The organism is Duganella sp. AC917, assembly GCF_979258245.1.
Genome location: NZ_OZ409848.1, coordinates 2,601,984 through 2,622,636, shown reverse-complemented (window position 1 = coordinate 2,622,636; position 20,653 = coordinate 2,601,984). Strand labels below are relative to the sequence as shown.

17 protein-coding genes and 1 pseudogene are annotated in these 20,653 nt (G+C 65.1%); 12 read left to right on the top strand and 6 right to left on the bottom strand.

What is annotated here, in order from left to right; translation table 11 throughout:
• Positions 1-12: 12 nt before the first annotated feature.
• Positions 13-672 (bottom strand): HD domain-containing protein, encoded by a 660-nt coding sequence (locus ACZ0BA_RS11280; protein WP_463451371.1) that lies wholly within the window; start codon positions 670-672, stop codon positions 13-15.
• Between the two features lie 243 nt (positions 673-915).
• Here ACZ0BA_RS11280 and ACZ0BA_RS11275 point away from each other — a divergent pair, with 243 nt between their 5' ends.
• Entirely contained in the window at positions 916-1,410 is a 495-nt protein-coding gene (locus ACZ0BA_RS11275; RefSeq protein ID WP_463451370.1) for a chemotaxis protein CheW, read from the top strand.
• Positions 1,411-1,484: 74 nt separating this feature from the next.
• Positions 1,485-3,113, top strand: a complete 1,629-nt coding sequence (locus ACZ0BA_RS11270; protein WP_463451369.1) for a methyl-accepting chemotaxis protein — start codon at positions 1,485-1,487, stop codon at positions 3,111-3,113.
• Positions 3,114-3,149: 36 nt separating this feature from the next.
• On the opposite strand, the gene ACZ0BA_RS11265 is transcribed toward ACZ0BA_RS11270, so the two are convergent.
• The 4 genes and pseudogenes from ACZ0BA_RS11265 to ACZ0BA_RS11250 form a co-directional block, all read right to left on the bottom strand.
• Positions 3,150-3,782 carry a reverse transcriptase-like protein gene (locus ACZ0BA_RS11265; protein ID WP_463451368.1) on the bottom strand — a complete coding sequence of 211 codons (633 nt, stop codon included), beginning with the start codon at positions 3,780-3,782 and terminating at the stop codon, positions 3,150-3,152.
• Positions 3,783-3,847: 65 nt separating this feature from the next.
• On the bottom strand, positions 3,848-4,303 hold the full coding sequence (locus tag ACZ0BA_RS11260) for a YXWGXW repeat-containing protein (RefSeq protein ID WP_463454742.1): 456 nt from the start codon (positions 4,301-4,303) through the stop codon (positions 3,848-3,850).
• Between the two features lie 114 nt (positions 4,304-4,417).
• Positions 4,418-4,600 (bottom strand): annotated as a pseudogene (locus tag ACZ0BA_RS11255) (YXWGXW repeat-containing protein); the annotation flags it as partial.
• Between the two features lie 290 nt (positions 4,601-4,890).
• On the bottom strand, positions 4,891-5,115 hold the full coding sequence (locus ACZ0BA_RS11250) for a hypothetical protein (protein ID WP_463451367.1): 225 nt from the start codon (positions 5,113-5,115) through the stop codon (positions 4,891-4,893).
• Between the two features lie 211 nt (positions 5,116-5,326).
• Here ACZ0BA_RS11250 and ACZ0BA_RS11245 point away from each other — a divergent pair, with 211 nt between their 5' ends.
• From ACZ0BA_RS11245 to ACZ0BA_RS11200, 10 genes are all read left to right on the top strand, one after another.
• On the top strand, positions 5,327-8,668 hold the full coding sequence (locus tag ACZ0BA_RS11245) for a penicillin-binding transpeptidase domain-containing protein (RefSeq protein WP_463451366.1): 3,342 nt from the start codon (positions 5,327-5,329) through the stop codon (positions 8,666-8,668).
• Between the two features lie 98 nt (positions 8,669-8,766).
• Entirely contained in the window at positions 8,767-10,107 is a 1,341-nt protein-coding gene (locus ACZ0BA_RS11240) for a hypothetical protein (RefSeq protein WP_463451365.1), read from the top strand.
• An 11-nt stretch (positions 10,108-10,118) separates the two neighbouring features.
• Positions 10,119-10,706: a hypothetical protein gene (locus ACZ0BA_RS11235; RefSeq protein ID WP_463451364.1), complete on the top strand. Its 588-nt coding sequence runs from the start codon at positions 10,119-10,121 to the stop codon at positions 10,704-10,706.
• Between the two features lie 6 nt (positions 10,707-10,712).
• A complete protein-coding gene (locus ACZ0BA_RS11230; RefSeq protein WP_463451363.1) occupies positions 10,713-11,819 on the top strand; it encodes a hypothetical protein in 1,107 nt (368 codons plus the stop codon).
• Positions 11,816-12,874, top strand: coding sequence for a hypothetical protein (locus ACZ0BA_RS11225; protein WP_463451362.1), 1,059 nt, complete (start codon positions 11,816-11,818; stop codon positions 12,872-12,874). The genes ACZ0BA_RS11230 and ACZ0BA_RS11225 overlap by 4 nt, the downstream gene beginning before the upstream one ends.
• Positions 12,875-12,973: 99 nt before the next feature.
• The gene (locus ACZ0BA_RS11220; protein WP_463451361.1) at positions 12,974-15,244 is read left to right on the top strand and encodes a hypothetical protein; all 2,271 of its coding nucleotides are present in this window, start codon (positions 12,974-12,976) and stop codon (positions 15,242-15,244) included.
• A 113-nt stretch (positions 15,245-15,357) separates the two neighbouring features.
• Positions 15,358-17,679 (top strand): SUMF1/EgtB/PvdO family nonheme iron enzyme, encoded by a 2,322-nt coding sequence (locus tag ACZ0BA_RS11215; RefSeq protein WP_463451360.1) that lies wholly within the window; start codon positions 15,358-15,360, stop codon positions 17,677-17,679.
• Positions 17,680-17,737: 58 nt separating this feature from the next.
• Positions 17,738-18,082, top strand: a complete 345-nt coding sequence (locus ACZ0BA_RS11210) for a zinc ribbon domain-containing protein YjdM (protein ID WP_463451359.1) — start codon at positions 17,738-17,740, stop codon at positions 18,080-18,082.
• A gap of 81 nt (positions 18,083-18,163) precedes the next feature.
• A complete protein-coding gene (locus ACZ0BA_RS11205; protein WP_463451358.1) occupies positions 18,164-18,562 on the top strand; it encodes an OsmC family protein in 399 nt (132 codons plus the stop codon).
• Between the two features lie 4 nt (positions 18,563-18,566).
• Positions 18,567-19,460, top strand: a complete 894-nt coding sequence (locus ACZ0BA_RS11200) for a pirin family protein (RefSeq protein ID WP_463451357.1) — start codon at positions 18,567-18,569, stop codon at positions 19,458-19,460.
• A gap of 27 nt (positions 19,461-19,487) precedes the next feature.
• On the opposite strand, the gene ACZ0BA_RS11195 is transcribed toward ACZ0BA_RS11200, so the two are convergent.
• Positions 19,488-20,558 (bottom strand): SDR family oxidoreductase, encoded by a 1,071-nt coding sequence (locus ACZ0BA_RS11195; RefSeq protein ID WP_463451356.1) that lies wholly within the window; start codon positions 20,556-20,558, stop codon positions 19,488-19,490.
• Positions 20,559-20,653 lie beyond the last annotated feature (95 nt).

The following is a 20,653-nucleotide window of genomic DNA, read 5'->3' as shown; positions in this document are numbered from 1 at the left end:
CATGATGCGCGGTCACGGGGCCGCCGGGCTGGCGGCCCATTCGGCGATGAAGTGGTCGCGGAAGGCTGTCAGCTCGTTCAGGCGCGTTTGCGCCAGGCGGCGGCCGGCGGCGGTCTGCATCTTGCCGGGGAGGGTGGCCAGCTTGGTGTCGATATGGTCCAGCGCATAGGCTTTTTCATCGAGCTCGCGGTGCAGCGCCATCGGATCGTCGGCGTGCGCCAGGGCGGTGCCCATGCGGCCGGCCGTGTAAAAAAGCCGCGCCAGACCGACGGCGCCGAGGGCGTCGAGGCGGTCGGCGTCCTGCACGATCTTCGCTTCGATGGTCTCGGGGCGAATGCCGGCCGAAAAACTGTGGCTCTCGATGGCGTGGGCGACCGCCGCCAGCTTATCGGGCGGGAAGTCGAGCGCCGCCAACTGGCGGCTCGCCAGCAGCGCCGCCTTGCGCGAGGCCAGGTGGCGTTCCGGGTCGTTTTTGGGAAGGTTGACCAGATCGTGCAGGTAGCAGCCGGCCAGCACGATCAGCGGATCGGCGTCCGGGTAGTCGTCCAGCAGCAGGCTGGCGTTGCGCCAGACGCGGTGCAGGTGGTTGGTATCGTGCGCTCCATCAGACCCCTGGGCGGCGCCGGCCAGAGCGACCAGGCGGGGGTGCCAGCTGTTCAGCAAGCTATTCATCGTTCTCCCATGACATAACAAACGGTTGATTTTTTAATCATACAGCCTGCCGTGACGGTTGTGCAGGCGAACCGGGTACCGGACAAAAATTGTTTGCTTGCCAAGTCGCCCGCCTTAGTTATAAGAAAACTAATTTTGAAAAAGCAACTGTCTTATTTGTTGCTCTGCCGCATTTTATTGCTGCTATAAATCTTTACTTGAGGTAACATCGGGTCAATAAATTTAGCAATGAAGGGAAATCTAATGTCCAGCAACGTCAGCGAACTACGCGCCAATGCTTCCGCCAGCGAGTACCTGGCCTTTACTCTTGGTCAAGAAGAGTACGGTATCGATATACAAAAAGTCAGCGAAATCCGCAGCTACGAAACCCCGACCCGCATCGCCAATGCGCCGGAATTCGTCAAGGGCGTCGTCAACCTGCGCGGCATCATCGTGCCGATCGTCGACATGCGCATCAAGTTCAATCTCGGCACGCCAACCTACGACCAGTTCACCGTCGTCATCATCCTGAACATCGGCCATCGCGTGGTCGGCATGGTGGTCGACCGCGTCTCCGACGTGACCACGCTGCTGCCCGAGCAGATCAAGCCGGCGCCGGAGATCGGCTCGGCGCTCAACACCGACCATATCGTCGGCCTGGGCACCATCGACGAACGCATGCTGATCCTGGTCGATATCGACAAACTGATGTCCAGCGCGGACATGGGCCTGATCGAAAACACCGCGATGGCCGCCTAACCGCCAGCCCTCCACGCCGGCATGTACCCGATGCTGACTTAACGTTGTATTGTTTTTGATCGAGAGGTACAAGAATGAATATGTTGGAAAACATCAGCATCGGCAAACGCCTGGCGTCCGGCTTCACCGTCATCCTGGCGTTCGCGATGCTGATCACCGGCATCAGCGTCTGGCGCCTTCAAGGCGTGGCTTCGGCCACCGCCGACATGATGCAAGTGCCGCTGGCCAAGGAGCGCCTGATCGGCGACTGGTCGAGCAATATTGATAGCGCTATCCGACGCACCACCGCCATCGCGCGCAGCACCGACACCACGCTCGGCACATATTTCGCGGACGAAGCCAAGGCGTCGTCGGCCAAGTCGAGCGACTACCAGAAGCGCATCGAGGCATTGATCACCGACGCCGACGAGAAGGATCTGTTCGCGCGCATCGGCGAGCAGCGCAAGATCTATCTGTCGTCGCGCGAAAAACTGACAAAGCTGAAAGCGGCCGGTGAGCTGGAGGAATCCAACAAAGTCTTCGAGATGGTTTTCCGTCCGTGTACCGTCGCCTATCAGGCGCTGGTCGGCGATCTGCTGAAAATGCAGCGCGCGAAAATCGACGCCACCGCCGCCCGCATCGACGCCGTCGCCGCCAGCAGCCGCAATCTGTTGTACGTGCTGGCCGCGCTGGTGCTGACCTTTGGTGTGGTGTGCGCATGGCTGCTGACCACCGGGATCACCCGTCCGCTGCGTGAAGCGGTGGTGGTGGCGCGCCGCGTCGCCAGCGGCGACCTGACCGGACATATCGACGCCAGCGCCAAGGACGAAACCGGCCAGCTGCTGTCGGCGCTGAAGGAAATGAACGCCAGCCTGCTCGGCATCGTCACCGAGGTGCGTAGCGGTACCGACCATATCTCCACCTCGTCGAGCGAAATCGCCGCCGGCAACCAGGACCTGTCGCGCCGCACCGAGCAGCAGGCCGGCGCGCTGGAGGAAACCGCGTCGTCGATGGAGGAGCTGACATCGACCGTCAAGCACAACGCCGACAATGCCCGCCAGGCCAACCAGCTGGCCGCGTCGGCCGCGCAGGTCGCCGTCAAGGGCGGCGCCGTGGTGGCCGAGGTGGTCGGCACCATGGATTCGATCAACGAGTCGTCCAAGCGCATCGTCGACATCATCTCCGTCATCGACGGCATCGCCTTCCAGACCAATATCCTTGCGTTGAACGCGGCGGTGGAAGCGGCGCGCGCCGGCGAGCAGGGACGCGGCTTTGCCGTGGTGGCGTCGGAAGTGCGCAACCTGGCGCAGCGTTCGGCGTCGGCGGCCAAGGAGATCAAGGCGCTCATCGGCGACTCGGTCGACAAGGTCAATCAGGGCAGCCGCCTGGTGGCCAACGCCGGCGTGACGATGGAGGAAATCGTCAGCAGCGTGCACCGTGTCAGCGACATCATCTCCGAAATCACCGCCGCCAGCTCCGAGCAAAGCGCCGGCATCAACGAAGTCAATCAGGCGATCGGCTCGATGGACGCGGTCACGCAGCAGAACGCCGCGCTGGTCGAGCAAGCGGCAGCCGCCGCCGAATCCATGCAACAACAGGCAGCGGCCCTGGCGCAAGTGGTCAGCGTCTTCAAGGTCAACGACTCGACCAGGCCATACCAGCCAAACAAGGTAACTGCACCCGCGCGTCGCCTACACCAGGTAGGGCGGATTAGGGCAGCATAATCCGCCATGCATGCGCCGCCACCGGCGCATGCCTCGTCACATCGCGGTCGCTCCATCAACGGCCAGCTGCGACAAGCGGTCCGCGTCTCCATTACGGTGACGCGGCACCCACCGCACACTCACCATCCCCAGCGGCGCCAGCAACTCCAGCACGCGCGCCCGATGCGCTTCCAGGCCCTTTGCCCCACGCCCGGCGGCCACCGCCTGCGCGCTCAGGTTGACGTCATCGACCACCACCCGGCTATCGCCGCTCACCACCAGATCCTTCGCACCCAGCCGCGCCGCCGCTTCCAGCAGCGCGGTCAGCGCCAGATACTCCGCCTCGCCGCTGTTGCCATAACCGGCGCGACGGCTGATTTCCAGCCGTTCCCCAGCAGGCCCGCAAAGCAGCGCACCGATACCGATTTGTCCCGGATTGGGATGCGCCGAGCCGTCGAACCAGCCGCGCCAGGCGTCGGCCGGCGCCTGCATGCGCGCCAGGCGCAGGGACTCCCGCTGCGCCTTCTCCTGCGCTTTGGCGGCGCGCCGCAGCTCCTCGTCAAGGCGCGCCTGCGCGCGCTCCTCAAGCAGACTGGCCAAACCGGCCAGACCGGCGACATCCGTCAAAACCTGATGCAGCGCGTCGGCCTCCGTCAACCGCATCCGCGCCGCCAAACGACGAGCGGCCACGCGCTCGCCCTTGTAGGCGGCCGTGGCCAGCTGTTCAAACCCGGTGTCGAGCATCGGCACGCCGATCAATTGCGGCGCGGATTATCGGGACGGTGATCGTAGCGGTTCGGCACGCCGTCACCATCGCGGTCGCGGTCATACCGGTTTGGCACGCCGTCGCGATCGCGGTCGCCACGGCCGCCGTCGCGGTGGTCGTTGCGGTAATCACCGCGATGGTCGCCACGGTAGTCGCGATTGTCGTGACGGTCGTAACGGTTGGGGATACCGTCATGATCGCGGTCGCCGTTAGGACCGCGCTCCCAGCGGCCGTCCAGTCGTTCCCAGCGGCCCCCATGATCGATCCAGCGCGGTTGGCTGTAGACGTAACCGGGGCGGGCGCCGACCCAATTGCCGCCTACCCAAATATGACGGTTGCCGCGCCAGTCCCAGTAGCCCGGCGCCCAGATATAGCCTTGACGCGGTGGCGGCACGACTTCATAGCGCGGCGGTGGCGGGGCGACGGTGATGTAATCGACCTGCACCGGGCGCGAATCGACGGTGACCCAGCCACCCTGGTCCAGGCGCCAGCCGTCGTTATCGCGTATCCACTCGGCGCGGCGGTACTGGGCGCCACGGCGCTCGGCTTCCCAGCGGCCGGCGGCCCACACGTGGCGATGGCCGTCCCAGTTCCAATAACCGGGCGCCCACACGTACCCGCGCCGGGCGACCGGAACGCTCTCGAAGCGCGGTGGTGGCGGGGCGTCCCCGATGACGATGCTCAGGCCGACCTGCGCGGATGCGGTGGCGGGAGCGAAGGCGGCGGCGCTCAGCGCGAGCATGGCGGCGGCGAAAATAGTGTGCGAGCGTTTGATCATGATGTTCTCCTGGACTGCGTCGATTGCGTCGATTGCGGCGCATGGACGAACTATATCAAGCGCGTAACGGAGGGGCGCCGAATGATGCAGTTTTTTACATATGACACAAACATGCGGGGCAAATTTGTACGCTGGCGTACAGATGAAGGGCTGCGTGAGGGGAGGGACTGCGGAGTGTGGAACGGTAGCGCTGGCCGGCTTCGCCTGTCACACCTTGTTGGGCATGTGCGAACAGGCGAAGGGGTGGCGCGGGTTCAAATCTTTGTCGACGTGGAGACGTCGGTTGCCAGTTTGGTGCTTTCATCGATGAGCGATTGCTTTTTTTGCTCTTCGGTCAGGCGTTTGGCGCTGACGACGACCACTTGCATCTCCTGTTTCGCCACTGGGTCTTGTACTGGCGCTTGCAGCGCGAAGTCTGCGGCAAATACCAGGCCAAGGGTGACGATGAATACGGCTTCGAAGTTTTTCAGGACGTTCATTTTGCTTCCTTTCGGTGGTTAAAAGTGTGTTTCGATGTGCTCACTTTATGCAAAGGCCCGTCAAGGCGCCACCGGATTGCGACGAGCCGCGTTTTTCGCGGCGCGAACTGCGAATAGGCGCGATAAGCCCGTGATCAGCCATGTCAAGACGGGAGTTTTCGCCGGCCCTCCGCTAAGGTTGGGCAGATACCGTTCACCAGCGCGAGGGCATATGCCGCCATTCATCAGCACTTTTCTGCAAGCTTGGGCCGAGCGCCGCCGCGCACGCCGCCGCCGGGCCAATCTGCGCGCCGGTGCACACGGCGATTCGGCTCACCCGGGCCGCCCGTCGCTAACGCTGATACGGTCCAATGCCGATGTCGATGCTGATAACGCTTCCACTCGCCCCAAAGCCGGGTCGCGCCGCGCAATCCGGATCATCGCCGCCGCTGTCTGCATCGCCGCCGGCGGCGGCGCGGTGATCGCCGGCCATGCGCGCCACCTGGCGGCGACCACCGCCAGCACGCCGGAGGCGGCCAACAACGTGCGCGCAGCAAACGCCTATCAATCCGTCCTGCCCGGCGTCTCCTTCACTGTGCCGTCGCAGCCGGGCATCACCACCAGTCTTCATCCGGGTGGCGTTTTGTTGGTGGCTGCGGGAATGCAAGCTTCGCCGGCGGTGCGGGTGGATCTGTGCAGCCAGTTGCGCAGCCCGACCGGCAATGATGGACGCCTGCTGCCGCTGAGGATCGGCTACCGCTTCGACGACGTCAAGCGCTGGGTCGCGCGCAATCAGGAGCCCAATGTTCAAATCGCGCTGCGCAACGTTCTGCTGGTGGCCGACAGCGGAGCTGGCGCGAACGCGATGCCGGAAGTGCAAATAGAGGGCACCGCGCGTGCCAACTTCACCGATCCCCTGGGCGAACCGCTGCAGCTACGATGGAACAGCCGTCGGGCCGACGTGCGCTGGGTGAGCGACGCCAGTTTGGGTCAGGTCGAGCAGGGCGCCAGCGGCCAGGTCGCGCTGCGCCAGCAAGGCTGGCTGCTGTGGGGCGCCGCGTCTGCGCTGCGTATCGAGCGACGCGCCAACGTCATGTGTCCACAGGCAGGCGAACTGCTGGTGCAGATGTACCGGCCGGCGGCGGATACTTCCGTCGCCTCGGGTTCTGCGCTCGTCACCGCCTTCCCCGCGCGCGGCAGGGCCGTCGGTGCGTATCTGGCCGCCGGACGGTACGAGGTTCCCGCGTCGGCCCCGAAAGCGCTGGAAGACCAGGCGTTGTTCACCGCGTTGCAGGAGCATGGGCTGGTGCGCCTGAACGCCGCCGGGGCCATCGAGCTGGCGCCGCGCGATTTGCCGCAATGGCTGGCTGCGGATGTATCCGCCCGCGCGGCGGAGCTGGCGGACTGGAAGCAGGTGAAGGCCGATACCGCCACCGTCAAATTGTTCAAGCGCCTGTATTACCAGGCCGATGGCGCCTACGTCCGTCAGCAAATCGATATATACAACAGCGAGCGCCGGTTGCTTGCATGGCGTGTCAAGGCTCCCGCCGGCATGGTGCCGGAATGGAGCGCAAGCGTGGGCGGGCCGTCGAACGCCGGCCGTGCGCCCGTGATGGTTGCCACCACCAGCCAGATGCCGGTGGCCGCCTCGCGCCTGTTCGCGTCGTTGCCGCAGGGCTGGCAGCCGTGGACGCGTGTGGCCCGCTGGCCGCAGGCTGGGGAGCTTCCCGGAGGCCGTCCGGTGCTGCGGCTCGCGCTGGCGCTGCCGCGTCCCGCGACCGGCGGCGAAACGCTGCAGATGATGGTGGCGGGCCGCCTTGTAAGCGGCGGCGTCTCCGGCGCCGTGGTGCAGATATCTGCCGCGTGCACCGGGCGCGCATGCGCCGACAAGAGCGATGTGCAGCAATTGACGCTCACGTTGCAGGCCGGCGCCCGCGAGGTGGCGCTCGACCTGCAACCGGTCGACTTCAACGCGCCGGAAGACCAGAAGTACCGCCACCTGCGCGTCGCCGGTGGCCGTCTTGGCTGGCAGGCGCTCGCCCTGGCCGACACCGGGGGCTATCCTGGCCGCGTTCCCGCAGCTGCGCCGGCGCCGGTGCGGCTGGAAGACCGCAACGGAACGCCGTTGTGGAACGACGGCGCGCCGACACAACCCGCCATCGATGCCGGCCTGGCGCCGCTGCTGGGCGTCGGGCCGGAACACGCCAACAGCGTCGCCGGCATGCTGTCGCGGCTACCGTCGGCGGGCACGCAGGTCGAGGCCAGGCTCACGCTCGACCTGCCGTTGCAGGCGCTCGGCCAACGCATACTCGATTGCGTCGGCATGCGCCAGGGGCGCTGGGATGGCAAGAGCTGCATCGGCGGCCAGGCCGCGCCGGAAGGCCGTCACGCGGGTCTTGTGATCCTCGATACCGAAACCGGCGATGTGCTGGCTGCCGCCGGCGCCGGCGCGGGAGAGCTTAACAGCGGCAACTGGGCCGAGGTGCGTGACTTCGACCGCACCAGCCCCGCGCGTAGTCCATTGCGCCTGCCGGCGTTGCAGCACGACGGCGGCGCCCATCAAAGCCCGGGTTCCACCTTCAAGGTTGTCAGCGCGCTGGGGCTCGAAATGGCCGCGAAAGCCGATCCACAGATCGACGCACTGCTGGGCGGTATGCCGCTGCCGGCCATCAATCGCCTGGCGCTGCAACGCGGCTTCGGCTTCCAGACCGACGCCGCGACCTACCCGCTCAATCCCAAACTGGCGCATATCACCAACTACCGCGAGCAAAGCCTCGACCGCCGCGCGCAGGAGGGACGTCTGGGACTGGCGCAGGCGCTGACCTACAGCCTCAATACCTGGTTCGCCTGGTCCAGTGAATTGAGCGATCATAGCCTGTTCGGCCGTCCCGACGGCGGCGCGCCGGACGTGCAGGCGCTGGACGCGGACGCACTCGATAGCGTACGCCCCATCGTCGCTGCCGCGCACCGGCTCGGCTTCGAGCAGGCGGTACGCCTCGACGGCGGCTTGCTGCCGGCGGATTTCAACTGGCGCACCTGGGATGCGCTGCAAGCCACGCCGGCCCACATCGACACCATCCACACCCGCCACGAGCTGCGGCAGATGGCGATAGGGCTGCGGATGCAGGTCACGCCGCTGCAAATGGCGCTGGCGTCGGCGGCGGTCGGGCAGGGCAAGGTGGTGGCGCCGCGTATGCTGCTGTCGCTCGATGGCGCCCACAGCGTGGTGCCGGCCATGAAGCCGATCGGCATCCGCCTGGACCGCATCAAGGCCGGCATGAAGGGCGTGGTCGATGTCGGCACCGGCGCCGGCGCCTTCGGTGGCGCCGCATTGGCCGGCGTTCGCCCTGGCCTGTATGGCAAAACCGGCACCGCGCCCACCGGCGACGACACGGCCACCGTCTGGTTCACCGGCTGGCTGGAGCCGGGCAGCCTGCCCGGCCAGACGCACCGGCTGGCGATGGCGGCATTTGTCAGCCATTCCGGCGTCACCGGTGGCGCCCACGCGGCGCCGGTGGTGGCGGCGGTGCTGTCCACGCTGGCCGGGCAGAATCGGGAACAGAAGGGGAAATAGGCTTGTAAACGGGATAATGAAAGTGGTCTGTCTGTGGCATCATTTACGAGCGTGAGCCATAGCGCCCATTTTTGTTTTTCTATCATTTACAGGACCTTATGCGGTTGCCAGGAACCCGGTATCAGGAGCACGGCTGGGAACAAGTGCGCAAGCTGTTGGGACACTGCTCGTTGCAGGCTTTCCGGCGGATTGAGATGCACCATATGCTCGAACCAAGTGCGCACGCGGAGCTGCTCGACACCTATACCGACGCGGTGGCGGTGGCCTTGCACGCGGGCGCGCGCTCGGCGCGCGGCGAGGCCGAGGGCAACAGCTATGGTGAAAGTGTCTACGAGCTGTCGCTCGGTTTGTTGTATGAACTGGGCGCGCATCCGGGCTTCTGGCACGCCTTTGTAGCCACGGTGGCAGTCGAACACGCGCGCAGCGGCGCCTTTTGGCTTGACGCGGCGGCCGATGGCGTGATGCGCAAAAAGGTCAACGACATGTACGCGGGCCTGCGCGACAAGGTCGACGCGGATAGCTACATCGTCACCACGGGGCGCGACTGCTCGCCCAACAAAATCTACACCTACCGGATGCTGGACACGGCCTATCGCGAGATTGCCGGCTTGTTCGCCGCCTGGAAGGAGCATGAGGCCCAGGTGGGTGCGATATTGGGACGGGCGCTGGAAGGCAGTCCTATCGAAGTGCGGCAGATGAAGTCCATCGGCGGGTGCAAGGCGGATTGGATCATCCGCTGGAGCGAATCACTGGAAAGCTTTGGCGGTGCTCCCGGTCCGCTGCACACCCGCTCCAAGCGCTTCGCCAGCCTGAAAAACAGTCCGGACAAAATCGCGGCGATGTTGGCCGAAATCGGCGATTATGAGGAACTGTCGTCGAATATGGATCGCGCGGACGACTGGCAGGGCGACGCCGGCGAGGCGGCGTCATGGCTGGAAGACTACTGGCGCGTGAACGGCGAATCCGAGCGGATGCAGGCGCAAGGCGGCGTGTTCGACGACGATCGCATATTGGCCGCTTCCGTCCCGCAAGGGTTTGGGGAGGAGGACGAGGACGAGCAGGGCGGGGACGCCTGCGTTGAGGAGGACGGGGCCAATCCACCGATTCCTGAGCCGACCGTTCTGGCGATGGAGCAGGCGCTGGCCGGCGGGCTTTCCCTGCCCCCCCGCTTCATGGAGTTGGCACGGGCCGCGCAGCAACCGGGCAGCTGGATGTCGCGCGTTTTGAGTGAAGAGTCGCTGCCGATACGCCTGGCCGTGTATCACAAGCTGCTGGGCCCCGCCGACGATACCTATCCGGACGCCTGGCTGGACCCGGCCACCGGCGAGCTGCCGGCGTTGCAGCAGTTGGCTGCGCTGGACCGGATTTCGATGCCGACGCTGCGCAAGCGCCGCAACGAAGCGATCGACAAGCTGCACGCGGCCAGTGCGGCAAAATGAAGGAGAACGAATTGAATTCAGCAAAAGATGAGCAGGACGTCAAGGCGTTGGACGCGCGGCTGCGCGAGCGCGCGCTGCTGGCGCGCGCCGTGCCGGGCGACCGGTTGATGCTGGCCGATGCGACGCTGCTGGCGGCGCTCGATGGCAGCCGGGTGTTGACGCCGAACGAGCGCCAGGCGCTGGCCGCGTCGCCGTTGACGTTGCGCCGGTTCCGTCAGTTGTCGCTGGAGCGCCACGCGGTATCGGCGCCAGCGGCCAACGACGCCCGCTGGTCGGGCAGTACCGGCATGTTGCGCGCGGCTTCCAGCGCGGTGGCGCTGGAAGCGCTGGTCACCGACGACAATTACTGGACACTGAATTTTTTGCCGCAGGATGGCGGCTGGCACGTAATCCTGTCGCTGTCGGCGCAGGCGCCGTTCGCCGCGCGATTGTTGAGCGAGCAGCCGCAGTTGCGCGTGATCGACGGCGGCGGCGCCATCGTGCTGCAAGGCCGTCTGGACGCCGACGGCGAGTGCGAACGCGCCTGGCCGTTCGATACCGCGCCGGCGCCGCATTTTCAGATGTACGGCGCCGGTTTCGCCGTCGAGCCGGTCGCTTAGCAGATCATGGGTTTTTTCACGCGCCGTCGCCAACACGCCACCGACACCGGCGGTCTGGGTGTCAGCCTGATCGCGCTGCGGCTCGATGGGGGTGACGTCGCGCCGGCCGACAGCATCGTCGTGGTTTTCAACGCCGCAGGCCATGCGCGACGCGCGACGTCGGGCAAGGTGGCGTGCGAGCCGGGCGAATCGGTGTTTTGCTTCCATCCCGGACCTTACACGATCGACTTGATACCCTTCGCCGCCGCCCCCGAGTGGGGCTTGCGATTGTGCTTTGTGGTCGATGCTTCCAATCCGCGCGTGTCGCAGCAGCGCTTCGACCTGTATTTGTACAGCGAGACGTCGGGACGTCTGCAACTGGCGGGCTTCGGCGCGTCTGTCCAGGCGGCGTTGCAGGCGGAGTTGGCGCAGGGGGCACTCGATCTGCCGCCTTGCACTTCGCTCGATGAATGGCACGCCTTCCGCGCCGGGCTGAATCAGCTGTTGTACACGCGCTATGGCGTGACCGTCGACGACTGCGTTCCCGTCGACCTGGGCGAGCAAGTCGATTTCGCCGACATTCTCAACGCCCGTGCCCAGCGCGCGGCGGAAACCGAGCGTCTCGCGGCCGACGAGATGCATGTGCCGGACGAGCAGGCAAGCGATTTGTCTCCCGCGTCAGACTCAGTGCCACCGCTGCCACCGCCGTCATCGCAGCCGATCGCGCAAAACGATGCGCAAGCATTGCGACGCCTGTTCCTGGAACTGCCCGTGTTGAGCCGTGATTTGCGACTGCTGCAACTGCCCCCAGGCCTGCCGATCTTCGAACAACATCAAGCATTGTTGCTGCGCCTGGGCATGGCAAGCCTGAATGTCACCACCATGCCGGCCCTGGCCTGGGCCGCGCCGGACCAGCCGCTGGCCGGGGAGGAGCAGAATCGCCGCAGCCGCCACACGTTGGTCGCCCGTGCCGCACTCGATGAAGCCTGGTCGTTGTTGGCGCGCTTTCAACTGGCCAGCCACGACCAATGGCCGCAATTGCTGGACGAAGCGGACCGCATCTGCGCCAACCTGGAAACCGGCTTGTCGCTGCGCCGCGCGCCGCATGCTGAACGGGTGGAGCCATCCTTATGACCATCATGTCCATCACCTCCGTGCCAACGATCGCCGAATGCCGCAGCATATTGGCCGACGGCCGAGTCGTCACGATCACCGCCAGCCGCCGTCCGCGCGCCAATCGGGCCGAGGTCAAATGCAGCGTGCCCGGAGCGCCGGCGGTCGCGGACCGTATGCAGGAAGTGGTGCGTCTTGCGCGGCACACCGAAGCGCGCTTCGACAGCCGCGATCAGGTTGTCCTGAGCATGGATATCGCGCCGGGCGACGCGGAGCGCGACTGGGAACTGGCGGCCGTGTTGGCCGACCGCTCGGTGCGCGGCCTGTTCCAGCCCGCAGCTGGCGTACAAACGCTTGCCCATGGCTGGTCCGACCGCTGGCATCTCGGTCAATTGTCGGGCCGCGCCGATGGCGGCAATGCCTCTGTCGGCACGATGCAAGTCACCCATCTTGGCGCCTTGACCGGCCACGCCGACCCGTCGGCCGCCGTGTCGACGGTGCGCGCCTGGTTCCCGCTGCACAGCGGGGGCATCAACGATGAACTGGCGTGGGTGGAGGTGAGCGTGTTCCCTATTAATTCCGGGGAGGCTGCCGTCGACGTATCGGCCGACGCCACGCACACCGCCGCCACCAACAGCGAGGAAGACACCATCGCCGCGCCGGGGCTGGACCTGAGCGCGCAGCAGCAGATCCGGCAGACGCTGGCCGGCGCGCGCCACTTTGACGGTAAATGGCTGGGCCGCTGGCGCAGCGTGGTGCGCTTCGGCCAACCGCGCTTCCAGGGCGGTTCGTACCAACTGGCGCTGGTGATGGCCGACCGCCTGGCGCGCGGGCGCGAGTTCGTGCCGCGCGGTCGCATCATCGCAACCGGCTGCTCGAGCGCTTGGCACGCCGGCCGTGTCGATACCGTCGAAGGACGCGAACCGAAGCTGGAGTTAATACTAAGACAAGTCAACGCGGGCGACAGGGTGCTGCTGCCCAAAGCCTGGGAGGAGGGGCTGCCACCCGGATTCCGCGCCGACGTACGCCAGAAGGGCGCGACGTTGGCCTGCATAGACCGTATTGGCATGATTTAAGCTAGCGCTGAATCGTGCGCAAGAATGAAACCGGCTTGCCCTGCTAAAATCGACGGATGACAGGGCGGCACGGAAGATGAATCGAAGAAGGAGTCTGACATGTTCCAAATGTTTGGTTTTGGCGGCGTTAAATGCCCGCGTTGCGAGCACAAAAACGATGACCAGTCGGGCTACTGCAAGCATTGCGGTTTGACCCTGGGCGCGCCGCGCAACGAGCCTGTCCTGCGCGACAACCGCTGGATTCCCGGCGATGACGAGCTGGCGGTCTATTTCGGCGTCAGCGCCTTGTCCGGCATCTTCACCAAAACGCTGCGCGTGCCGGCCACGTCGCGCGCCTACATCCTGCAAGCCGACAAGGCGACCGAGGTGCCGCAGGGCGAATACGAAATCGAAGGCTTCTTCACCCGCCTCAATCATCTGCTGCGCAACCAGAACGCGGAAATCCTGATCACCCGCAGCGCGCCGCTGCCGGTGGAGTTCTCGTTCAGCGACCTGCAAACGGCGGAGCACCTCAAGATAGCGGCGCGCTTCACCGTAGCCATCCGCATCGAGAACGTGCCGGCTTTCGCGCAGCACTTCATGACCGTGCCCGGCGTGGTCAGTACCTTGCATCTGCACGAATTGCTGTCGCCGTCGGTGCGTCAGCTGGCGGCGGAATTTGTCGGTAGCCGTTCGATGCGCGACATGGCGCAAAACGCCGATCTTCGACTGCAACTGGACGAACGCCTGCAGGCCGCGCTCAAACTGCGGCTGGCGGCCTACGGGCTGGCGGTCGAACGTGTCGAGACGGCGGCGCTGCGCCACGATAAATTCGATCATAACCGCGAGCGCATCGGCACCCTGTGGCTGGTGGCCGACGAGCGCCATGTGCAGCTCGAACATGTCAAGCAGCTTGACCAGATCTACGACGAGGAAGAATGGCAGGCCATCTGGCGTGAAGAGCAGAAGATGCGCTCCGAGTTCCGCCGCGCGGAGCTGCGCCAGGACGCCAGCGTCGACAAGGCCGAACTGACCCTGAAAGAGAGCGAGCGCCTGCAGTCGTTGCGCGCGCGCGAGGTCGAGCTGTATAGCCGCGTCATGGAATCGAAGACCCGCAAGGTGGCGCTGGACAAAGGCGCCGGCACCATCCTGGCCGACCTCGAACACGAGCTGGCGAAGGGCAAGTCACACCGCGCCGGCGAGCAGGCCGATTGGGAACATATACGCCAGCTGGCCCAGATCAAGATGCGCACCGAGTTGGAAGTGCTGCAGCAGACCGCCGCAGAGCAGCGCCAGTTGGCGCAGCAACGCCTGTCGCACCAGTTGCGCCAGCAGGCGATTGAAAACCAGATCGCCCAGGCGCTGCTGATCGAGGACGAATCGCACCGCCGCAACGAGCTGGCAGCGTTGCGCCAGCGCGAAAAAGACGAAAAAGCGCGCGAGCTGCAAGTGGAGTCGGAAGCGCACGAAGCGCGTATCCAGGGCATGACACTGGCCGCTGCCGCCCGCCGCCGCGAGGCCGAGCGGGTCCACGAATGGGAAGACCAGCTTGCGCTGGCGCGTCAGCGCGAGCTGCTGCGCGGCGACGCCGTCAAGGACGCCGCCAACGCGGTGCAGGTGGCCGAGATCAATCAGAAGATCGAGGAGTTGAAGCGCGCCGGCGCGCAGGCCGACTCCATCGCGCAATACGAAAAGCTGCTGCGCACGATCGAGGCGGACGGCATCCACGCGCGCCAGAACCAGGCCAACAGCAAACAGGCCTTGCTGGACCAGCTGGCGGTCGACGAGCAGCGCCAGATCCTCAAGCAAAAGGACCAGGAAGCGGAATGGCAACGCGAGCTCAAAAAGCTCGAGCACGAGCGCGAAGAGAAGTTTGCGCGCTGGAAGGGCGAGTACGATGTGCTGTTGGCGCAGCAATCGCATGAGATCAAGCGTATCGAAACCATCGGCGGCTTGAGCGACACCGGCAAGGTGGCCACCGCCGCCGAGCCGAACGCGCAGGCGCTGTCGCAGATCATGAAGATGCAGATCCAGGGCGGCATGTCGGCCGAACAGATACAGGCGCTGGCGCAGGTGGTGGCGGCCGAACATGGCATGACGCCGGCCGAAGCCTCGCAGCAGGCCTACGAGCGGGTGCTCGAAGAGCGCGCGCACCGCGACGCGGAACTGGACAAGGATCGCCGCCACCAGCTTGACCTGCTCAATGTGCAGAACGCGGCAAGCGCCAGTGCGCTGACGACCCAGAGCCAGTTGGGCATCGGCGTCGCACGGGCAGGCGTGCCGCTGCCGGCCACGCCGAAAAGTGTGGGCTACTGCGTCAACGGCCACCCGACGCGGATAGACCACCCGCACGACAAGTTCTGCGCCCAATGCGGCGTCCCACTAACTTAAAGGTACGACGGAAACCCGGAGCGGATTGGGCGCCAGCCGTAATCCGCCAAGCGCCGCCAACGGCCTGGTATTAGACGAAACGCCAAACAGCAGGAACGGTTACACTTCAGTCAATGATGCAAACGGCAAGAGACAAGATCCGCGAACTGCGGGCCTTACATGATGACGGTTTGTTGAGCCTCCAAGAGTTCGACCGTCGCAAGAACGCCATCCTGGATGCGGAGTACGCGCCGCCGGGAGGCAGCGCCACGACCGTCCAGATACCGGTACGCCAGGGTACGGAGCTTGGCTTGATGTCCGGCCAGGAGATCGGCCCGCAAAACCGCCGCTACCGGCTGGAGCGCCTGATCGGCATGGGCGGCATGGGGCAGGTGTGGCAGGCCACCGACCTGGCCACGCACGCGGAGCTGGGCCACAGCGAGATGGTGGCGCTGAAGATCCTGCCGCCGCAGCTCACCCAAAGCGCCACCCACGCCAAGCTGTTGATCGAGGAAGCGACCCAGGCGCGCAAGCTGGCGCATGAAAACATCGTCCGCGTCTACGAATGGGCGCAGGACCCGGCCACGTCCAGCTACTTCATCATCATGGAATACCTGGAAGGCCAGGATCTGGATGCCTACCTGGCCGCGCAAGGGCCCTTCCCGCTGGAGGCGGTCTTCAAGCTGCTGTCGCCGGTCGGCGAAGCGCTGCAGTACGCGTGGGAGAAGCACAAGCTAGTGCACCGCGACATCAAGCCCGGCAACGTCTTCCTGACCCAGCGCGGGGAAATTAAACTACTTGATTTCGGCATCGCCTCGCGTGCGCGCAGCGCCGGCAGCAGCCTCGGTCTGCAGACGCCCAACGCCGGCACCGCAGGCTATCGCGCGCCGGAAGCAGGCACGCATCAACGCCAGCCCGCGCCCAAGCTGGATGTGTATGCGGTGGCCGTCATGATCTACCAATTGCTGGAAGGCCGGATGCCGTTCGACGACATGCGACCCGCCGACTTTCATCCATCGCCTCCGAACGGCTTGAACGAGCGCCAATGGCAGGTGCTGCAAACGGGGTTCGCCTACCAGCAGGAGCGGCGCCCGGCGTCGGTCAACGAGCTGCTGGCGCAACTGCACCGCGCGACCGGACCGACCGACGACGAGCTGGCCGCGCAGGCCGCGCAAAAAGCGGCGCAGCAGGCGAAGGATCAACAGGAGCAGCTGGAGCGCGAACGGCAGCGCAGGAAGGAGCTGGCGGCGCAGGCCGAGCAAGCCCGCCTGGCGGAGCAGAAGCGTCAGGCGCAGGCAGTGGAGATGGCGGCGCGCCGCGAGGCGGAAGCCAAGGCTGCGGCGGTGGAGAAGGTGCGGCTCGACCAGCAGCGCCGCGCGCTGGAGGCCAAACAACGCGCGGAAGCGGAAGCCGCCGCGCTGGCGCGCAAGCAAACCTTGCGCGAGCAATTGCAGGCCCGTCGCGACGCCGATGCCAAGAAAGCCCGCGACGAGCGCGAAGAATTGCAGCGCAAGGCCGCGCAATTGAAGGCCGAAGCCGCATATCGCTCGGAACAGGAACGCCACCGCAAGCAGCTGGCCGAGCGCAATGCCGCCGAGCTGGCAGCCCTGATGCCGACGGCGGCCAGTCCGGTGGCGGACCCCAGCGGCGTGCTGCGCGACCGCTTTATCGACGGTACCGGCGTCGGTCCCGATCTGGTGTTGATCCCCACCGGGCGTTTTCAGATGGGGTCCCACGAGCACGAACACGCGGTCGCGATCAAGGCCGGCGCGCAGAAAAACTGGCTGGATCGGGAGACGCCGCAGCACTGGGTCGGCATCGAACAGCCGATCGCGATGGGGCGTTTTCCGGTGACGGTGGGACAGTGGCGCCAGTTCGTCCGCGCCACCGGCTGGGAATCGCAGTCCGACACCGACTGGCGCGCGCCCGGTTTCGCGCAGGACGACGACCATCCGGTGATAGGCGTCAGCTGGATGGACGTGCAGCTGTATCTGCGCTGGCTGTCCGAAAAGACCGGCCAGACCTATCGCTTGCCGAGCGAATCGGAATGGGAGTACGCCTGCCGCGCCGGCACCAAAACCGCCTTCAGCTTCGGCGACAGCATCACCACCGAGCAGGCAAACTACGACGGCAATTACACCTACAACGGCAGCGCGCGCGGCGCCTTCCGCCAGGGCACCAGCAAAGCGGGCACCTTCCCGCCCAATCCCTGGGGGCTGTTCGACATGCACGGCAACGTGTGGGAGTGGACCCAGGATGTGGTCCACGACAGTTACGTCGGCGCTCCGGTGGACGGCAGCGCGTGGGAAGAGGGCGGCGATCCGGTGCGGCGGATACTGCGCGGCGGTTCGTGGCTGTACAACCCGCGCTACCTGCGCTCATCGGTGCGCAATGGCTACTCGGCGGTGCTGGCTAACGATATCGTCGGCTTCCGCGTCGCCCGCAAGCTGGTCTAGTTGCTGATCGGAGGTGTATACTGCCGCCTTCTTTGCAGCACAACCACCAGGACCCACGATGAGCGCTTTGCCCCCATGCCCGAAATGTCACTCCGAATTCACCTATGAAGATGGCGCCCAGCTGGTGTGCCCGGAATGCGCGCACGAGTGGAGCGCAACGGCCGCCGACGCCGCCGAAGAGGGCGCACGCGTCTATCGCGATTCGGTCGGGAACATTCTGCAGGATGGCGACACCGTCACCGTCATCAAGGATCTGAAGCTCAAGGGCGGTGGCGGCACCGTCAAAGTCGGCACCAAGGTCAAGAACATCCGCCTGGTCGACAGCGACCACGATATCGACTGCAAGATCGACGGCTTCGGTGCCATGAGCCTGAAGACGGAATTCGTCAAGAAAGTGGTGTGAAGGTTCTCCGTTTAGGGGGAAGCGAAACTCTACCAAACGGTGTAAATTGTGGGTTCTGCTTACCGCCACAAGGAACTTGGAATGACTATCAAAGTACTGCGCGACCAATCGCTGCCGATGCGCCACATCGTCCATGTGCGCAATCACATCCTGTCGACCGACGGTTCGGTCGAAGAGGGCGGCAACGACGCCGGCCCGTCGCCGCATGACCTTTACGACGCGGCGCTCAGCGCTTGCAAGGCGCTGACGGTGGTATGGTTCGCCAAGCGCAAGAACATCCCGCTCCAACATGTGGAAGTAAGCATGGAGCGCGACGCCAGCGAAGAGCGACAGGGCGTGTATCGCCTGGCTGCCACGCTGCACCTCACGGGCGATCTGAGCGACACCCAACGCGCCGAACTGCTGGCCGCCGCGCAGAAATGCCCGATCCACAAATTGATGACGTCCGTGACCACGGAAGTCACCACCGTTCTGGGATAAGCCGATGACAATCTCGAATCTGTTGAAGGGCCATGAAAAGGATCTGGGCGGCGGCTTCGTCGTGCGCCGTTATCTGCCGTCCGCGATCAAGCAGGCCGTGGGCCCGTTTATTTTCTTCGACCATTTCGGTCCGGTCGACGTGCCGGTCGACGCCGACCATGACGTGCGTCCGCATCCGCATATCGGACTGGCCACGGTGACGTATCTGTTCGAGGGCGCGATGGATCACCGCGACAGTATCGGCACCTTCCAGCGCATCGAACCTGGTGCGATCAACTGGATGACGGCGGGGCGCGGCATCGTCCATTCTGAGCGCACGCCGAAGGATTTGGTGGGCAAGCCACACCGCACGCACGGCCTGCAACTGTGGGCCGCGCTGCCGGTGGCGCACGAGGAGGATGAGCCGGGCTTTTGTCATACGCCTTCCGCCGACATTCCTGAATTGACGGTCGACGGCGCCCGGGTGCGGGTGCTGATCGGCACCGCGTTCGGCAAAACTTCGCCGGTCAAAACCTTTAGTCGCACTTTGTATCTGGATGTGATGTTGAAGGCGGGGCAGGAGCTGGCGCTGAGCGGGTTGCCCGAGGAAGCGGCGATTTATCCGGTGGCCGGCGATCTCGAGATCGACGGTACGGCGCTGGAGAAAAACAATATGGCACTGATTGACACCGGCGGCACGCAGCTGGTGAAGGCGGCGTCGGACGCCCACTTTGTGGTCATCGGCGGCGAACCGCTGGATGGACGGCGCTTCATGTCTTGGAATTTCGTCTCGTCGAGCAAAGAGCGCATTGTGAAGGCCGGCGAGGATTGGGAGGCGCAGCGCTTCGACAAGGTGCCCGGCGAGACGGAATGGATACCGCTGCCGGTCAAGAAGCCGGCGGGCGGGCAGTACCTCTAAGCCACGCGTCGCCGGCTCGGTGCCGCTTTAGCCGCCCGGAATGATACGCTCGGCTTTCAAGCGCTCGAACAAGTCAAAGAACGCATCCGGCGTGCTTTGATACGCCAAAAAGCCCGCCTTGCGGCTCTTGGTCATGTCGGCGAGGACTTCCATTGGCCGGCCAAGGTCGGCGTCGGTGTGCCACCACGACGCCAGCTTGCCGACATCCGCCTCCGCCAGCCCGTGCCGGGACGCGATGTCCGTCCACGCACGCGGCGCGTCATCCATCCTGCCCTCCAACGGCTGGACAGCCCCGTCGAACGGCGCCGCCTCGACGCCGAAATACTCCGCCAGCTTAGGCCACAGCCACTTCCACCGGAACACGTCGCCATTCACGACATTGAAGTCCTCGTTGGCGCCCGCCGCGCTGGTCGCCGCCCATTCCAGGTGTGCCGCCAGCAGCCGCGCGTCGGTCATGTCGGTCAGCCCGTTCCACTGCGCCGCCGAACCCGGGAACACAAACGGTGCGCCGGATTCCTTGCACAGCGTCGCGTAGACTGCCAAGGTCAAGCCCATATTCATCGCGTTGCCGACCGCGTAGCCGATCACCGTGTGCGGACGATGCACGCTCCAGCTAAAGCCGCCGCGCTGCGCCGCCGCGAACAGCCGGTCTTCCTGCTCGTAATAGAAATTGTCGACCGGCTTGCGCCCTTGCTCCTCGCGGAACGGCGTCTCCGGTACCGCGCCCGTCGCATAAGCCTCGAATGGCCCGAGATAATGCTTCAACCCCGTCACCAGCGCCGCATGCTTCAGCGTCGCCGCGTCCTGCAAAGCGTCCAGCACATTGCCGACCATCGCGCCGTTGACGCGGATGTTCTCCTTTTCGTTGGCCTGGCGCGCCCACGCGGTAAAGAACACATGGGTGACGGCACGCCCGGCCAATGCCTGCGCCACTTCGTCGCGCGAGGTCAGGTCCGCGCGGATTGGCTCGACGCCGTCCAGCAGGGGCGTGCGGCCGCGTGACAGGCCAAGGACCGACCAGCCATTGGCGAGAAGCCGCTCGGCCAACGCGCTACCCGTCACGCCACTGGCGCCGACGATCAATGCGGTATTTTTCATTGGAAAACTCCTTCAAGTAAGCGATATCACATGATAAGCGCGAAGGGAATTCGTATTTACGATAAGATTTCAATCAATTCATGAAAATTATTCGG

What these genes read in the sequence shown, in the direction of transcription:
- ACZ0BA_RS11280 (WP_463451371.1), bottom strand. Translation starts at nt 672, where the DNA reads ATGAATAGCTTGCTGAACAGCTGGCACCCCCGCCTGGTCGCTCTGGCC.
- ACZ0BA_RS11275 (WP_463451370.1), top strand. Translation starts at nt 916, where the DNA reads ATGTCCAGCAACGTCAGCGAACTACGCGCCAATGCTTCCGCCAGCGAG.
- ACZ0BA_RS11270 (WP_463451369.1), top strand. Translation starts at nt 1,485, where the DNA reads ATGAATATGTTGGAAAACATCAGCATCGGCAAACGCCTGGCGTCCGGC.
- ACZ0BA_RS11250 (WP_463451367.1), bottom strand. Translation starts at nt 5,115, where the DNA reads ATGAACGTCCTGAAAAACTTCGAAGCCGTATTCATCGTCACCCTTGGC.
- ACZ0BA_RS11245 (WP_463451366.1), top strand. Translation starts at nt 5,327, where the DNA reads ATGCCGCCATTCATCAGCACTTTTCTGCAAGCTTGGGCCGAGCGCCGC.
- ACZ0BA_RS11240 (WP_463451365.1), top strand. Translation starts at nt 8,767, where the DNA reads ATGCGGTTGCCAGGAACCCGGTATCAGGAGCACGGCTGGGAACAAGTG.
- ACZ0BA_RS11230 (WP_463451363.1), top strand. Translation starts at nt 10,713, where the DNA reads ATGGGTTTTTTCACGCGCCGTCGCCAACACGCCACCGACACCGGCGGT.
- ACZ0BA_RS11225 (WP_463451362.1), top strand. Translation starts at nt 11,816, where the DNA reads ATGACCATCATGTCCATCACCTCCGTGCCAACGATCGCCGAATGCCGC.
- ACZ0BA_RS11220 (WP_463451361.1), top strand. Translation starts at nt 12,974, where the DNA reads ATGTTCCAAATGTTTGGTTTTGGCGGCGTTAAATGCCCGCGTTGCGAG.
- ACZ0BA_RS11215 (WP_463451360.1), top strand. Translation starts at nt 15,358, where the DNA reads ATGATGCAAACGGCAAGAGACAAGATCCGCGAACTGCGGGCCTTACAT.
- ACZ0BA_RS11210 (WP_463451359.1), top strand. Translation starts at nt 17,738, where the DNA reads ATGAGCGCTTTGCCCCCATGCCCGAAATGTCACTCCGAATTCACCTAT.
- ACZ0BA_RS11205 (WP_463451358.1), top strand. Translation starts at nt 18,164, where the DNA reads ATGACTATCAAAGTACTGCGCGACCAATCGCTGCCGATGCGCCACATC.
- ACZ0BA_RS11200 (WP_463451357.1), top strand. Translation starts at nt 18,567, where the DNA reads ATGACAATCTCGAATCTGTTGAAGGGCCATGAAAAGGATCTGGGCGGC.
- ACZ0BA_RS11195 (WP_463451356.1), bottom strand. Translation starts at nt 20,558, where the DNA reads ATGAAAAATACCGCATTGATCGTCGGCGCCAGTGGCGTGACGGGTAGC.